This is a genomic window from Candidatus Palauibacter irciniicola, from assembly GCF_965208695.1.
GTDB classification, from domain to species: domain Bacteria; phylum Gemmatimonadota; class Gemmatimonadetes; order Palauibacterales; family Palauibacteraceae; genus Palauibacter; species Palauibacter irciniicola.
Window position 1 is genome coordinate 913309 of record NZ_OZ242352.1, and the last position, 15140, is coordinate 928448.

The 15140-nt window shown below is 69.9% G+C and carries 11 protein-coding genes; 5 read left to right on the plus strand and 6 right to left on the minus strand.

Annotation, left to right across the window (positions count from 1 at the left end; translation table 11 throughout):
- Window positions 1-14 precede the first annotated feature (14 nt).
- The 4 genes from ACOGI9_RS03830 to ACOGI9_RS03845 form a co-directional block, all read right to left on the minus strand.
- Window positions 15-1640 (minus strand): pyrroloquinoline quinone-dependent dehydrogenase, encoded by a 1626-nt coding sequence (locus tag ACOGI9_RS03830; RefSeq protein WP_419858565.1) that lies wholly within the window; start codon window positions 1638-1640, stop codon window positions 15-17.
- Window positions 1637-2455, minus strand: coding sequence for a c-type cytochrome (locus tag ACOGI9_RS03835; protein ID WP_419858566.1), 819 nt, complete (start codon window positions 2453-2455; stop codon window positions 1637-1639). Before ACOGI9_RS03835 ends, ACOGI9_RS03830 begins: the two co-directional genes overlap by 4 nt.
- Before the next feature lie 62 nt (window positions 2456-2517).
- Window positions 2518-4032: a S9 family peptidase gene (locus ACOGI9_RS03840; protein ID WP_419858567.1), complete on the minus strand. Its 1515-nt coding sequence runs from the start codon at window positions 4030-4032 to the stop codon at window positions 2518-2520.
- A 564-nt stretch (window positions 4033-4596) separates the two neighbouring features.
- Complete coding sequence (locus ACOGI9_RS03845; RefSeq protein WP_419858568.1) at window positions 4597-5214, minus strand: DUF6962 family protein; 618 nt, start codon at window positions 5212-5214, stop codon at window positions 4597-4599.
- Window positions 5215-5309: 95 nt separating this feature from the next.
- Here ACOGI9_RS03845 and ACOGI9_RS03850 point away from each other — a divergent pair, with 95 nt between their 5' ends.
- The 5 genes from ACOGI9_RS03850 to ACOGI9_RS03870 all read left to right on the plus strand — a co-directional run bounded on the left by ACOGI9_RS03850 (window position 5310) and on the right by ACOGI9_RS03870 (window position 13606).
- Entirely contained in the window at window positions 5310-7304 is a 1995-nt protein-coding gene (locus tag ACOGI9_RS03850) for a prolyl oligopeptidase family serine peptidase (protein ID WP_419858569.1), read from the plus strand.
- 213 nt (window positions 7305-7517) lie between these two features.
- On the plus strand, window positions 7518-9725 hold the full coding sequence (locus ACOGI9_RS03855; RefSeq protein WP_419858570.1) for a leucine-rich repeat domain-containing protein: 2208 nt from the start codon (window positions 7518-7520) through the stop codon (window positions 9723-9725).
- A 445-nt stretch (window positions 9726-10170) separates the two neighbouring features.
- Window positions 10171-10623 (plus strand): hypothetical protein, encoded by a 453-nt coding sequence (locus tag ACOGI9_RS03860; RefSeq protein WP_419858571.1) that lies wholly within the window; start codon window positions 10171-10173, stop codon window positions 10621-10623.
- An 11-nt stretch (window positions 10624-10634) separates the two neighbouring features.
- Window positions 10635-13142 (plus strand): CehA/McbA family metallohydrolase, encoded by a 2508-nt coding sequence (locus ACOGI9_RS03865; RefSeq protein ID WP_419858572.1) that lies wholly within the window; start codon window positions 10635-10637, stop codon window positions 13140-13142.
- Window positions 13143-13183: 41 nt separating this feature from the next.
- Entirely contained in the window at window positions 13184-13606 is a 423-nt protein-coding gene (locus ACOGI9_RS03870; protein ID WP_419858573.1) for an NUDIX domain-containing protein, read from the plus strand.
- A gap of 31 nt (window positions 13607-13637) precedes the next feature.
- On the opposite strand, the gene ACOGI9_RS03875 is transcribed toward ACOGI9_RS03870, so the two are convergent.
- Window positions 13638-13811, minus strand: coding sequence for a hypothetical protein (locus tag ACOGI9_RS03875; protein ID WP_419858574.1), 174 nt, complete (start codon window positions 13809-13811; stop codon window positions 13638-13640).
- The gene (locus ACOGI9_RS03880; RefSeq protein WP_419858575.1) at window positions 13796-15079 is read right to left on the minus strand and encodes a sodium:solute symporter family protein; all 1284 of its coding nucleotides are present in this window, start codon (window positions 15077-15079) and stop codon (window positions 13796-13798) included. Before ACOGI9_RS03880 ends, ACOGI9_RS03875 begins: the two co-directional genes overlap by 16 nt.
- Between the last annotated feature and the right edge of the window lie 61 nt (window positions 15080-15140).

Consider the following 15140-nt stretch of genomic DNA (forward strand, 5'->3'; position numbering starts at 1 on the left):
TGTCAATCAAACCGCTAGGGGAGTCCGAATACCCACAGGACGCCGCCCGCGGCGGTTGCCACGCGCTGTTCGCCGTCCACCTCGAACGACATGGGGCCGGTACGGACGCCGGCGCCGGCCTGGAAGTCCCACAGCGCCTCTCCCGTCTCCGCGTCGAGGGCGAAGATGTTGCCCTCGTTGCTTCCGCCGAACACGAGGCCGCCCCGCGTGGCCATCACGCCGGCCCACGGCGGAGAGAGCAGCGGGAACTCCCACCGCAGTTCCCCCGTGAGCACGTCGAGCGCCTTGACGGCCCCGCTCGCATCGTCTCCCGACAGCGCCTGCTCGCCGCCGCCCAGAAACGGCTGGCCGGGCTCGTATTCGACATCGGCCTTGTAGTAGATGGCCCCCATGATCCGGGTCGCCTGGTAGAAGAGCCCGGTGTCCGGGCTGTACGAAGGGCTGAACCAGTTCGCCGCCCCCTGGAGGCTGGGCCAGACGAGGTTCCCCTCCTCCGTGGGCTCGGTGCCGGGAATCACGATCGGGCGGCCGTTCGCGTCGAGGCCCTCGGCCCACGTCTGCTTCGAGTACTCCACGCCGTGCAGGAACTCGCCCGTCTCGCGGTCGAGCACGTAGTAGAAGGCGTTCCGGTTCGCGGTGACGACCAGCTTTCGGGGCTCGCCCTCCCATTCCGCGTCCACGAGCACCTGGATCTGATTCGCGTCCCAGTCGTGCGTGTCGTGCGGCGTGTACTGGAAGTACCACTGCATCTCGCCCGTGTCGGGATCGAGGGCGAGGATGGAGTTCGTGTACAGGTTGTCGCCGGGCCGCAGGTCCCCGTTCCAGTCGGGGGCCGGGTTCCCGGTGGGCCAGTAGAGGAGGTCCAGCTCCGGGTCGTACGAACCGGTGAGCCACGTCGAGCCGCCGCCGTGCTCCCAGCTGTCGCCGCCCCACGTCTCGCTCCCCGGTTCGCCCGGCCGGGGGATCGTGAACGTGCGCCAGAGGCGATCTCCGGTGTCGGGGTCGTAGGCGTCGACGAAGCCGTTCGCGCCGGCCTCCGCGCCCGACACGCCGACGATGACCTTGCCGTCGAGCGCGAGCGGCGCCGTCGTGATCGAGAAGCCGAGGAAGTTGTCCGCGACGTCCACCTCCCAGCGGACGGCGCCGGAGCCTGCGTCGAGCGCCACGAGGCGGGCGTCGAGCGTGCCCACGAACACGGTCTCGTCGAGGATGGCGACGCCCCGGTTTACGCGGGGGAAGCCGATGTTCTTCGTCGAGGCGGGGACTTCCGCGGACCAGTTCCAGAGGCGGCGTCCGGTGCGGGCGTCGAGCGCGCTTACGTTGCTCGGCGGCTCCGTCACGTACATCACGCCGTCGACCACGACCGGCGTCGTCTCGATGAGCCCGCCGCTCATCTGGTAGGCCCAGATCACCTTGAGGTCCCCGACGTTGCCGCGGTGGATCTCGTCGAGCGCGGAGAAGCGGTGCGAGGCGTAGTTGCCCGAGTACATGAACCAGTTGTGTGGCTCGTCGTCCGCGTTCACGAGGCGGTCGAACGATACCTGCGCGCGCGCGTCCGCGAGGGCGCCGCCGCAAAGGAGAGCCGCCGTTGCGAACGCCCCGGCCGCGCCGGCCGCAGGCAGCCGTGGTCCAGGTCTCATGATCCCTCCCCGAGGTCGGCCAGGAAGGCGACGAGGTCGTCGATGTCCGCTTCCGTCATCTCCTCCACGGCGGGCATCAGCGAGTGATCGAACTGTTTCTCGAGTTCCACGAGATCTTCCTTGCGAAGCGAGACCGTGCGGCCGGAGATCGACCGCAACTGGATCGTGAAGGCGTCCTCGTTCACGCGCATGCCCGTGATGACGCGGCCTTCGCGCGTGACCGCGCGGATCGGCAGGTACCCCCTGAAGCCCCGCAGGATGCCCCGCCGGGAGACCGGCAACTCCGAATCGGGCGTCCGCAGCGACGCGTAGAGGTAGTCGACGCCGCGCCGAAGCCCGATACCCGTGAGTTCGGGGCCGATCCCCGTCCCGCGGCCCTCGACGACGTGGCAGGAGTAGCAGTCGCCGGCGGTGGCGAACACCTCTTGTCCTCGCGCGGCGTCCCCCGGGACCTCCACGACGGCGTCCCGCGCCAGCGTACGGACGTAGGCGGCCATGAGGTCGACCTCCAGGTCCGACACCAGGTTCGCCCTCGTCCCCGGCATGCCGGTACCCGGGATCCCGCGTCGGATCACCCGGACGAGCGATTCGTGGTCCGGCGCGCGGGGCAGGGTGGGGCGCGCCAGGCTCGGCCCCTCGCCTCCGTGGCCGAGCATGCCGTGACACCGGCCGCAGTGGGCCTGGTAGAACATCTCGCCTCGCGCGAGACCGGCTTCGGTGACGTCGGGCTCTTCCTGGGCTGTGGCGTTGCCGGTCGCCGCGAGCACGCTCGCCGCGAGCGCGAGACCGCACAGGCTGGGACGGGGCCGTCGCATGATCCTCCTCCTCCGCGGGCGTCGTTTCACGCCACTAATCAACGTAGCCGCCCGGCGGGGCGTCACGGAACCAGCGCCTCCGGTTCCAGAACCCAGCGCGTGAGCCACTCCACGTTCCTCGACATGAGATCTCGCTGGAGGCGAGGAGATCTAACTCCATGTGGTTGATCCGGATAAAGGACAAGCGTCGTCGGCGCCTTGCCGATCGCCCGGACCGCCTCGAAGAACTGGATGCTCTGTTCGGCGGGCACCCTCTCATCCCTTTCCCCCACCTGGATCAGGAGCGGTGTCGTCACGTTTTCAACATGGCGGTACGCGGAGCGCTCCTCGTAGAGATCCCAGTCCTCCCACGGTTTCGGGCCCAGGTAGGTGTGGTAGAACTCGGGGATGTCCGTCTGTGAGTACATGGAGATCAGGTCGTTCGCGCCGGCGCCGGCGCTCGCGGCCCTGAAGCGGTCGGTCTGCGTGATCCCCCAGTAGGTGTGGTGGCCTCCGAAGCTCCAGCCGCTCACGGCCAGCCGGTCCGGATCCGCGATCCCGCGCTCGACCATCGCGTCCACCCCGGAGTCGATGTCGACCCAGTCGCGGCCGGAGATGTCGCCGCGGTTGAGGCCCCTGAAACGCTCGCCGTAACCGCTCGAACCCCGGTAGTTCGGCTGCAGGACGGCGAACCCCATGCCCGCATACACCTGCACCGGATAGGCGCCCCGGGTCGCGTTGAAGCGGTCGGATGAGATGCCGGACGGGCCGCCGTGGATCACGAGGACCATCGGGACGCGGTCCCCCTCCTCGTACCCGACGGGAAGGGTGAGCACGCCTTCGATTTCCTCGCCGCCGGCGCGCGAAGGCCACGACTCGACCCGCTGTTCGCCGAGCACCAGGTCGGCCACCTGCGGATTCAGGTCGGTCAGGCGCTCGGGGCGGAAGCCGTCCAGGGGAGTGATGAAGAGGTCCGGGGGCGCCATGCCGTCCTCCGCGGTGAACGCGAGGACGCTCCCGTCCGTGGCTGCCGAGGCGCCGGAGTAGTAGTGCCGACCATCGGTCAGATCGCTCGGCGGGCCCGCCGCGGCGCCGTCCGCGAGGGGAATGCGGTACACGGTGGCTCCGGTGCGTCGGGCCGCGGAGACGATGAGCCGCGAGCCATCGATGTGGACGAGGTTCGCGTTCGCGTCCAGGCCGCCCGTGAGGGACACAGGGTCCAGCGCGCCGCCGTCCGCGCCGAACGGCACCCGCCACAGCTGCCGATTGAAGGTTCCGAGGAGTTGTCCCGTTCCGGACACGACGAGGCCCGACTCATCGTCCCAGGCCACCGGATTCTCCCCGCCCGGCATCGACGTGACGCTCCGGGCCTCGGCCTCCGCGCCCTCCTGGACGTACGTCGCGCCGTAGTAGGTCGTCCTCAGCACGGGCGACGAGCGCGCGCCGAAGGCGACGGCTCGCGAATCCGGGGACCACACGAAAGACACCACGTGAAGATCGTCCGGCGACCACCTCACGCCCTCGCCGGCCACATCGTCCTCGAGTTCGGCCACGTGGAGGCGCGACCACTGGTCCGTGTACACTGAATCCCAGACCATCGGGCGGCCGCGCACCCTCGAGTTCGCGGTCGGTGTCCGTCGACTGGGGGCTCGCCACGAAGCCGAGCCGCCGACCGTTGGGCGCGAAGCGGAAGCTCCCGACCGAGGTCTCGTGGGACGTCACCTGCCATGCCTCGCCGCCGTCGGGCCGGATGCCGTAGACCTGCCTCACGCCCTCCCGGTCCGAGGAGAAGGCGAGCCATTCTCCCGATGGGTGCCAGACCGGTGCATCGTCGGAACCGGGACGGAACGTGAGTTGGCGGGCATCGGCGGGGCCTCCCGCCGCGGGGACGACCCACACGTCGGTTTCCTGGCGGTCCTCCTCCATGTCCCGTTCCGTGACGACGTAGGCCACCCATTGCCCGTCCGGGCTCACGGAGATCTGCGAGAGGCTCCTGAGGGCGAGGACATCCTCGACCGTCATCGGCGGGCCCTCCTGCGCGAACAATCCGGGTGAGAGGCTAATCGAGAGGGCAACCGAGAGGACGGACCCCGCGGCGAGAACCCGGGAGCCGGGGAAGATCGCGGCACGCATGGCACACCCCTGACGTTGAAGAAGCATCGTTACTCTTCGCCGCTCACGCCCTGATACAGCAGGACGAACGCCGCCGCCTGCACGACGTGGTAGAGCGCGTTATGGTCGAACCACACCGGGTGGATCGGGATCTGTAGCTGCTGAATGGCGGCCGCGGCGAAGGTGAGCCCGAAGCCGATCAGCGCCCGCCGCCGGCTTGCGGTGGGGCGGCGGCGGTAGGCGAGCGCGAAGCGCACCGTGAGATAGATGACGGCGGGCAGATAGAAGGCGACCGCGACGGCGAACGCCTGCCATCCGGCCAGCACGACGGCGACGTACGCGACGTAGGCGAGCGCGGCGAGCCGCGTGATCCACCGCGTACCCGTCGACTGCCCACCGACGCGGGCGCCCAGGCCCCAGGCCGCGAGCCCGGTCGCCCCGACCGTGAGGATCGTGGCCGGCCACAGGACGCGGTAGCCGAGGGTCGCGGCGTCCCCGAAGAAGCCGTGCACCGTGCCGCCGAAGAGGGCCGCGGCGCCGGAGCCGGCGAAGAGTCCCATCGCCCACGGGCGGAGGTCGGCCCGCACGTGCGAGCGCGCCAGCCAGACCAGAACGGCGCAGAGCAGGGTGAGCCCGTAGTCGGTCAGCGTGACGGCAGGTTCGGTCAAGGCGCTTCGACCTCCGGTCGGGGAATGGGTTTTTCCTTCTCTGATCGGTATTGTCGGACCATCGCCCGGGGCAATACTCACACGGAGGAGGAGCCGTGCTTCGATCCCCGCGAACGGTCCGAACGCGCTACCTGCTGCCCGCGCTCATGGGGCTCCTCGCCGCCGGCTGCTCGTCCCCCGGTGGCGGCGTCGACGAAGCGGGTCGCATCCCACTCACGCTGGAGAACGTCTTCACCGCCGGAGGGGGCGCGGGACGCGCGGTGCTCTCGCCCGACGGATCGACGCTCGCCGTGTCCGGACCCGCCGAGGGCGGCGGCGGATCCGGGGTGCACCTCGTCCCGGTTCCGGCGACGGCGGAGGTGGCGGCCGCCGGGGGCGACGCCTCGACCTTCCGAGTCGCGGGCCGCGCGCAGACGTGGTCGCCGGACGGAGGGCGGCTGGCCTTCATCGCGGGAGGGAACCTCCTCGTCGCCGGGACCGAAGGGCCGGGGCGGGTGGTGGCGGAAGGCGTGGGCGGCCTGCGGGCCCCGTCGTGGTCGCCGGACGGCGAGACGCTCGCCTACTACTCCACGGCGTCCGGCTCCCAGGACATCTGGCTCGTGGACGCCGCCGGGGCCGCGGCGCCCCGGCAGCTCACGACCGGCGCGGCGGAGGCCGAAGACAGCCGCTTCAGCCCCATGTGGTCTCCGGACGGCCGGTGGATCGCCTACATCTCGAACCGGGCCGACTGGTGGCACGACGACGTGTGGCTCGTCGCCGTGGCGTCCGGCGAAGCGCACCAGGTCTCGACGTCGCTCATGGCCTCCTCCAGCCCCGTCTGGTCGCCGGACGGGTCGAGCCTCGTGCTGATGGGGACGGCCAAGGACGAGTACTGGTACCAGGATCTCGCGTACCTGTACCGGATCGACCTCGATCTCGCCGGCACCGCGCCCCGCGTCCTCCGGGAAGCGCCGCTCGACATGCAGGTCTACGCGACCGATGCGATCATGCGCTTCGACCCCTTCTGGTCCGGCGACGGCGCGCGCATCTACTTCCCGTACCAGCAGCGCGGTGCCTTCGACCTGTGGTCCGTCCCCGCCTCGGGCGGCGTCGCCACGCGCGTCACGAACGTCGGCGGGTCCTGGTCGTCCCTGCACGCGACGCCGGACGGCGGCCGCGCCGCGTTCACGCGGGATGCCGCGACCGAGGGCCGGGAAGCCTGGCTCCTCGACCTCGACGGCGGCGTCCCCGCCCGCCTGACGGACTTCTCGCCCGACTTCGAGGGCCTCCAGCGACCCGCGGAGATCTCCTTCCGCTCCTTCGACGGCCTGTACATGCAGGGCTTCCTCTACCTGCCACCGGCGATCCGGGCCGCGCTCTCCGCCGGCTCCGACCCGCCCGCCTGCCCGGCCCTCGTACAGGTGCACGGAGGAGGGACGAACTCCTACACGCAGGGGACGAACCTCGTGGAGCAGTACCTCGCGAACGAGGGCTTCGTCGTGCTCGCCATCAACTATCGCGGCGGGTCCGGCTTCGGGCGCGAGTTCCAGGACCTCTCGGTCGAGGACTGGCTGAACGACCAGTCGAAGGACCCGGGCGCCGCGGCGGACTGGCTGCGCCGCCAGCCGTACGTGAACGGGCGCGTGGGCATCTACGGCGGGAGCTACGGAGGCATGCAGTCCATGTCCGCGATCACGCGCACGCCCGACAAGTTCGATGCGGCCGTCCCCATGCGCGGCATCTACTCCGAGTCCCTGACCCTGCCGCACGCGGACCGCGTGGGGAAGATCTTCGCGATCACGGGGCACGGCGGGACGCCGGAGGAGCGGCCCGAGATCTACGCGAAGAGCGAGACGCTCGACCGGATGGACCGGATCACGGCTCCCGTCCTCATCATGCATGGGGAGTTCGACGTGAGGGCGCCGTTCGAGAACTTCGAACTCGCGGTCGAGCGGCTGGAGGCGCTCGGCAAGGAGTTCGAATCGATGACGTACCCCGAGGGCCACGGCTTCCGGGACCCGTCCAATTCGATCGACATGTACAGCCGACTGCAGGCCTTCTTCGACCAGCACCTCGGAGGATGCCAAGCCGACGGCGCGTCTCTAGATTAGTGTAGCGGCGGCCCTCCTCCCCAACAGACGCAAGGCATACCCATGGCGAAGCGCGCCCGCACGATCTCCGAGTCCGAAGGTCCCGATTTCTCTCGCGCCGGTGTCTGGCGTTACGCGGCGCTCGGCTTGCTCGGTCTGGCCATCCTCTCCTGCGGTGGAGGGGACACCTCGGGACCCCCGCCCGGGCCGCCGCCTCCGCCTCCGACCGCGACCGTGCCGGCGAGAATCACCCTGGAACCGGAGGAAGTCGCGGTCGTGGCGGGCGACACGGTGCGGGTGCGTGCGCGCGTCCTGAACGACCGGGCGCAGCCCATCTCCGATGCGGTGGTGACGTGGATGAGCAGCGATCCGACCGTCGCCACAGTCGATGCGACCGGGCTCGTCACCGGCCTCAAGGAGGGGAACACGAGCCTGACCGCCACGTCGGGTCCCGTCTCGAACTCCGCCACGGTCGCGGTGCACAGCCTGGACCGCGCGACGCTCATGGACCTCTACATCGGCACGCGCGGAGGCGAATGGACGAACAACGGCGGCTGGGGGACGGACGAGCCGGTCGGAAGCTGGTACGGCGTGACGGCGAACGAGCAGTCCCGCGTGACCGCGATCAACCTGAGCGAGAACGGCCTGAACGGTCAGCTTCCGGCGGACCTCGGCAGCATGGCCTTCCTCACCGAGTTGATCGTGCACGGGAATGAGAATCTCTCCGGTCCCATCCCGGCTTCTCTCGTGGAGTTGGGCATACAGACGCTCAACTACGGCGGCACGATGCTGTGCACGGTGCGGGACGAGGGGTTCCAGGCGTGGCTGAGCGCGATTCCGACAAGTGAGGGCGAGTTCCTCGCCTGCAACGAGGAACGGTCCGACCTGATGGCGTTGTACGAGGCCATGGGCGGGGAGGCCTGGACGGAATCGGCCAACTGGGGAACCGGCGCTCCGCTCGAGAACTGGGCTGGTATCTCGGTTGACGATTCCACGGGACGGGTCATCGTGATCGACCTGAATCGGAACAACCTGTCGGGAGAGATCCCGCCCGAGATCCAGTATTTTCCGCACCTGCGGGTCCTGCGCCTGGACTACAACCGGCTCGAGGGAGAAATCCCGCCGGAGATCGGCCTCCTCACCGAGCTGCGGCGGATGGACATCGACGGAAACCCATTCAGGGGCGGCATCCCGCCGGAGCTCGGGAACCTCGCGAACCTCCAGGTACTCTGGTTGGGCGGCGGGGACGGTAACCAGCTGTCCGGCCCGATCCCGCCCGAACTGGGCAACCTTGACAGCCTGCGGGTGCTCAATCTGTACGAATCGAAGTTCGATGGTTCGATCCCCGAGGAGTTCAACAACCTGACCGAGCTGGAAGTTCTCCGCATCACGGGGACGAACATCGACGGGGGACTGCCCGAGAGCATGGGAGCCCTCGGGAAGCTCCGCGCGATCCGACTCTACGAGAACGAGTTGTCGGACCCCTTACCCTCCTGGATTGGGCAACTCGACAGCCTGTTCTCGCTCTGGATCTCCGACAACAACATCGAGGGGCAGCTACCGGCGGGACTCGGCCAAGCCGACAGCCTCCGGTTCCTCTGGGCGGAGAACAACCGATTGTCCGGACCGCTGCCCGCCGACCTCGGCGACGCCAGCCGGCTCAACACCGTGCGGCTCAATGGCAACCCGGACCTGTCGGGACCGCTGCCGGAGAGCATGACCGCGCTCGAGGAGATCTTCGAACTGCAGGCGGCGGACACCGGGTTGTGCATGCCGCAGACTCCCGCCTTCCGCGCGTGGCTGGAATCCGCGCTCTCGAAGTACCGGATCCGGACCTGCGGGGCCGAAGCCCACGCCGAGGCCTACCTGACGCAGACGGTGCAGTCGCGCGACTATCCCGTTCCGTTGGTGGCCGGCGAGGAGGCGCTCCTGCGCGTCTTCGTGACATCCGAACAGGAGACCGGGGCGATGATGCCGCCCGTCCGGGCCACGTTCTTCGTGGATGGCGCGGAGGTGCACGTGGAGGATATCCCCGCCGGTTCATCCGTGATTCCAACGGAAGTGCAGGAAGGCGAACTGGACCTCTCGCCCCACGCCATCATCCCCGCCGAGGTGATCCAGCCCGGACTGGAGATGGTGGTGGAGGTCGACCCGGATGGGACGCTCGATCCGAATCTGGGCGTGTCGAAGCGCGTCCCCGAGACTGGACGATCGGCCGTCGATGTGAAGGCCGTGCCTCCGATGTACCTGACCCTGATCCCCTTCGTCTCGACCGTCGACAACGATCAGGGTGCCGTGACGCTCGTCAGCAACGCCGATCCGGACGACGAGATCTTCTGGCAGACGAACAACTATCTCCCCGTCGAGGAACTGGAGATCATCCGGCACGCGAGCGTGAGGTCGACACGAACGACATCTTCGAGATCCTGGGCCGGGTCGTGACCATCCGGACCGTGGAGAACGGGGTCGGACACTGGATGGGCCTCATCCCTGACCCCGAAGGCGCTCGCGGGGTCGCATGGTTGCCGTTCGGGCCGGACAGCCTCCCACCTGGGGAAGACCGCGGCCTCGCTGTTGAGCGCGGAGACGATCGCGCACGAACTCGGACACAACATCAGCCTGTCGCACGCGACGTGCAGAGGAGACGAGGGAGGCCCGGACGTGACCTTCCCGTACGAGAACGGGGGGATCGGTGCCTGGGGCTGGGATCCGCGCGACGGCGGCTCGCTCGTGGACCCCACATCCACGGTCCGGGACTTCATGACGTACTGCGACCCGTCGTGGGTCAGCGACTACTACTTCTCGAACGCGCTGCGCTTCCGTCTCCAGGACACGACCGACGTGCGGCGGGAAGCACCGGCCGCCTCGCGCATGCTCGTGGTGTCCGGTGGCGTCGACGGCGGACGGCGATCCCTGGCTCGATCCCGCCTTCGTCGTCGACACGCGACCGTCCGTGCCCACCGCGGGCGGACCGTGGCGGTTGACCGGGCGCCGGGCGGACGGCGGCGAACTGTTCTCGCTGGCTTTCACGATGGCGGGCCTGTGGGATGGCGACGGGCGGTCGGGATTCTCCTTCGCGCTGCCCGTCCAGCCGGCGTGGGCGACGGAGTTGACGAGCCTGGTGCTCTCCGGGCCGGACGGGAGCGTCGAGATGACGGAGGGAAGCGAGCCTCCGGTCGCGATCCTGCGCGATCCGGGAACGGGCCAGGTGCGGGCCATTCTCACCGACCTGCCGCCCGGTCCGCTGGCCGAGAGCGCGGCGGAGGACCGCGCGCCGGAGCCGGGGCTCGAAGTGATGGTGAGCAGCGGGCTCCCCGGCGCGTCGGCCTGGCGGCGCTGAGTTCGTCGCGCATGAGGGCGCCTCCGGTTCGTGCGTTGCCGGTATCGAGCGGCCGGGTCCCGGTTTGCGGGGCGCTCGGCGCCCTGGTCCTCGTTCTCGCGGCGGCCCCCGTGGACGCGGCGGCGCAGTGGACGAACCGGTACCCGAAGGTCGCGGGGTACGGCCACCACGTGTACCTCGAGGGCTACGAGCTTCCGCTGCTCACGGCGGGACCCATCGATCCGGCGCCGTCGCCGGACGGGGAGCGGGTGGCGTTCGCCTCGCACGGCTGGATCTGGGTCATGGATCTGGCGAGCGGCGTGGCGCGGCGGCTGACCCGTGGCGGGGGGATCGACGCGCGGCCCGCCTGGTCCCCCGACGGCGAACTGATCGCGTTCGTGCGCGACGATACGGAAGACACGGAGATCGTCTGGGTTGCCGCGGGCAGCGGAGCCGAACTCGGCCGCGTCGACAGCCCCGGGCTGGAGCTCGATCCGGCTTTCTCGGCCGACGGTACGAAACTCTTCTACTCATCCGCCGAATCCGAGGTGCGGGCGCTGGATCTGTGGGCGGTCGACATCGAGAGCGGCGTTCGGCGGCCGGTGACCGACGCGCCCGGGCTCGAACTCAAGCCCCAACCCGGCGAACGCGCGCTCGTCTACCTGTGGAAGGGTGGCGGCCGCGATCGCGTCGTCGTGCGCTCCGACGATTCGCCGGAGCCGCGCACGCTCATCGAGGGGAATATCGCATCCATGGCGCGGCCGGCGCTGAGTCCCGATGGGTCCACCGTGGTCGTCAACTGGCCGACCCAGGAGGGGTGGGACCTCCGGCTCCTGAACGTGGCCGACCCGGGGCCGTCCATCCTGTTGGCGTCGGGAGGCCTGCCGCTCACGCCGGCATGGGGTCCCTCCGGCGAGTGGGTCTACTTCTCGGAGGCCGACGACCAGGAACGGTTGGAGCTCAAGCGGGTGCGCGCCGCGGGTGGACCGATCCGCGAGGTGAACGTGACGGCCTGGGACTGGGGTGCCGAGACCGCGAGCCTTCGGATTCGGACGGTGACGGAGGAGGGCGGCGCTCCCGTGGCGGCCCGGCTCGCGGTCGTGGACGGCGCGGGTCACCCGCTGGTCCCGGACGGTCCCGCGTCGCGGTTCGACGGGCAGAGCGGCCGCGTCTTCTTCTATTCGCCGGGCGTCATCGAACTCACCGTTCCGGTTGGGGAGGTCACGGTGTCGGCCGTTCAGGGGCTCGCGACGCCCGAAGCATCGTCAACGGCACAGGTGGGCGCCGGGTCCGGCGCCGCGGAGGTTGAAGTCGTGTTGTCTCCCGTCTGGGACGCGCGGGCCGGCGGCTGGAGTTCGGGCGAACATCATTTCCATCTCAACTACGGCGGCCCCTACGACCTTTCGCCGGACGACCTGCCGCCGATGATGCGGGGCGAGGCGCTGGACTTCGCCACGCCGCTGCTCGCGAACCTCCACAACCGGTTCGAGGATCAGGATCTGTGGACGTGGCGCCACTCGGGCGGCCCGCCCTTCGTCCGCTTCGGACAGGAGGTCCGGTCCCACTTCCTGGGACACCTGGGCCTGATCGAGATCGATGACCTGTTCTGGCCCTGGGTGTGGGGACCCGGCTACCAGGTCTACGGGTCGGACGACCGCGAGAACGCCGAGCCGTTGCGCCACGCCCGGGCCCAGGGAGGCTTCCAGTACTACGTGCATCCCCTGAGCAACCGGGGCAGGGCGCGCGCGACGCCGTGGGCGGAAGCACCGATCGCCGACCTCTACGGCGCCGTGCCGATCGAACTCGTCCCCGACGCGGTGCTCGGAGATCTGGACGCGCTCGAGATCGTCTGCCTCTGGAGCGATGAAGTCCTCACCTCCCAGATCTGGCACCTGCTGCTGAACGCCGGCATCCCGATCGTGCCCTCGGCCGGGACCGACGTGATGAACAACTTCTACCGCACGATGGCCATCGGAGTGTCGCGCGTGTACGCGCAGACCGGGCCCGTGGAGAACTGGTCGACCTACATGGACGCGCTCCGGAGCGGGCGGACCTTCGTGACGAACGGACCGTTCCTCGAGTTCAGCGTCGGCGGGGCGGGTCCGGGCGGCATCGTGTCCACCGGAGAGATCTCCTGGTCGCTCGAGGTCGCGACCGCCACGGAAGTGGATCGGGTCGAGGTGCTGGTGAACGGCGAGGTGGCGTGGAGCGGAGAGGGGCTCGGCGGCCCCGGATCGCGCCGCTTCGAGGGCGACCTGACGCTTCCGGAGGGGGGATGGGTCGCCGCGCGTGCCGTCGGCGGCCCCGCCCGCTGGCCGATGATGGCGAACTACCCGTTCGCGCACACGGCGCCCGTCTGGATCGGGACCGTCGGCAGTTCCGACCCCGCCGCCCGCAGAGCCGCCGTCGCCGAACTCCTCGCGATTCTGGGCGTGGCGCGCCTCAGGCTGAGCGCGGGCTACGGAAGCACGGACATCCCCAATCTCCTCGGTCGCTTCGACGCCGCGCGGGAACGGCTGGAGGCGCTGGCGGCGCGGTGACGCGCGATGGCGGCCCCGGGGCTCGCCCCTCGCGTGCCGCGTTGGCGCTTGTGATCGAGGAGCCGGGGTCGGCCGGCGGGGCGCCCCGCTGGCTGCTCGTGCGCCGCCCCGATGACGATCCCGACCTGCCCGGCGTGTGGGGCCTCCCCGCGGGCTCGCATGCCGACGGGGAGACGGACGAGGCCCTCCTCGCGCGCATCGGCCGCGAGAAGCTCGGCGTGGAGACCGAGGACCTGGGCCGCCTGGGCGCGGGCCACCTCGACCGGACGGACTATCGGCTCGAGATGCGCCTCCACGCGGCCCGCATCGTGGCGGGCGAGCCCCGCGTGCCGCAGTCCGCCCCCGGCATCACGCAGTACTCTGACTGGGGCTGGAAGCCGCCGTCCGAACTCCGGGACGGGGCGGCCCGCGGATCGCTGTGCTGCCGTCTCGCCCTCGACCTCCAGGCGGCGAGCGGAGAATAGGCCCGGAGGCCTGCCACAGGTTGGCTACCGGCTAGAGCTTGATGTCGAGGCGCCTTGCCGCGGCCAGCGGCGGGGCCGCGAGGCCGCAGGCCACGTAGGCGGCGAGCGAGAGCGCCATCGCGGGGAACACCTCGTGCACGGCGTCCGAGAACGGCACCAGGTCCCAGCACAGCAGCACCGTGAAGCCGGTCAGGAGCGAAGCCACGGCTCCCGCCCCGTACCTCGCCGCCAGAGCAGGCCGAGCACCACGGCCGGGAAGAAGCAGGCCGCATAGAGACCGCCCGAGAACGCGGTCAGCGTGACGATGCTCCCCGGCGGATTGAGCGCGAGCCAGGCCGTGATGATCGCGAACAGCGCGACCCAGAATCGCGTATGCGCCACGGCGCGCCCCTCATCCGCCTGCGGCCGGAAGAGCGAGATCACGTCCCGTTCCCAGGTCGACGCCATCACGAGCAGCACGCTGTCCAGCGACGACATCGCCGCCGCCAGCATCGCCACGAGGATGAACGCGGCCGGGAGCGCCGGCAGGATCCCCGCATCGCCGAGCAGCGTCGGTACGACGAGATCCGATTCCGCGAGTCCGCTCCCGATCACCGCGTGGGCATAGAGCCCGATCGGGAGCAGGAGCGTGTACACGCCGAGGAACGCGATCGTGGACACGATGAGCCCGCGGCGCACCGCCTGCGGATCGGCGAGCGCGTAGAAGCGCGAGAGCTGCCTCGGGTCGACGATGAACTTGAGCGTCCCCGCCACGATGATCCCGATGAGTACGGGGAAGGGCATGGCCGCGTCCCAGCGGAAGAGTCCGGACGTGTCCGGCGCCGCGCGGATCGCGTCGATGGCCCCCAGTCCCCCGGCGCTGTTCAGCGTCCCCCAGAAGAGGAGGATGGCCGCGATGGACATCACGATCCCCTGCACCGCATCCGTCTTCACCACCGAGATGAACCCGCCGACCGCCGTGTAGAGGACGACGACGATGAACACGAACCCGATCGCGCCCTTGTAGGGGATGTCGAGGAAGATCTCGAGCAGGTTCCCGATCCCCTTGAACACCGCGATCATGTACAGAAAGCTGGCGAAGATCACGATGACCGCCGCCAGGACGCGCGCGGCCCGGCTCTCGAAGCGGAACCCCACGTAGTCGGCGAGGGTGACCGAGTCCACCGCCCCCGTGAAGGCGCGCAGCCGCGGCGCGACCCAGATCCAGGCCGAGAGGGAGAAGACGACGACGGCGGGCGCGAGCAGGAGCCACGGCGCCCCGTAGGTGTACGCCTGTCCCGAGAAGCCGACGAAGCTGTTCGTGCTCGAGTAGGTCGCGAAGAAGGAGAGGCCGAGTACGACCCCGCCCATCGACCGCCCTCCGACGTAGTAGTCCGCCCGTCCCTTCGTCCCGCGGCGGCCCTCGATCGCGTGCCGCACGAGCAGGGCGCCGTACACGGCGAGGAGCGCCACCGCGATCCAGTGTGTCTGCAACCAGGCCATTCGTTTGTCGGGTCCGGGGTTCGGGGTACGGTCTCGGCGGTCCGAGGACCCC

Coding starts and splice junctions, on each gene's coding strand:
- ACOGI9_RS03830 (WP_419858565.1), bottom strand. CDS start 1,640: ATGAGACCTGGACCACGGCTGCCTGCGGCCGGCGCGGCCGGGGCGTTC.
- ACOGI9_RS03835 (WP_419858566.1), bottom strand. CDS start 2,455: ATGCGACGGCCCCGTCCCAGCCTGTGCGGTCTCGCGCTCGCGGCGAGC.
- ACOGI9_RS03840 (WP_419858567.1), bottom strand. CDS start 4,032: ATGGTCTGGGATTCAGTGTACACGGACCAGTGGTCGCGCCTCCACGTG.
- ACOGI9_RS03865 (WP_419858572.1), top strand. CDS start 10,635: ATGAGGGCGCCTCCGGTTCGTGCGTTGCCGGTATCGAGCGGCCGGGTC.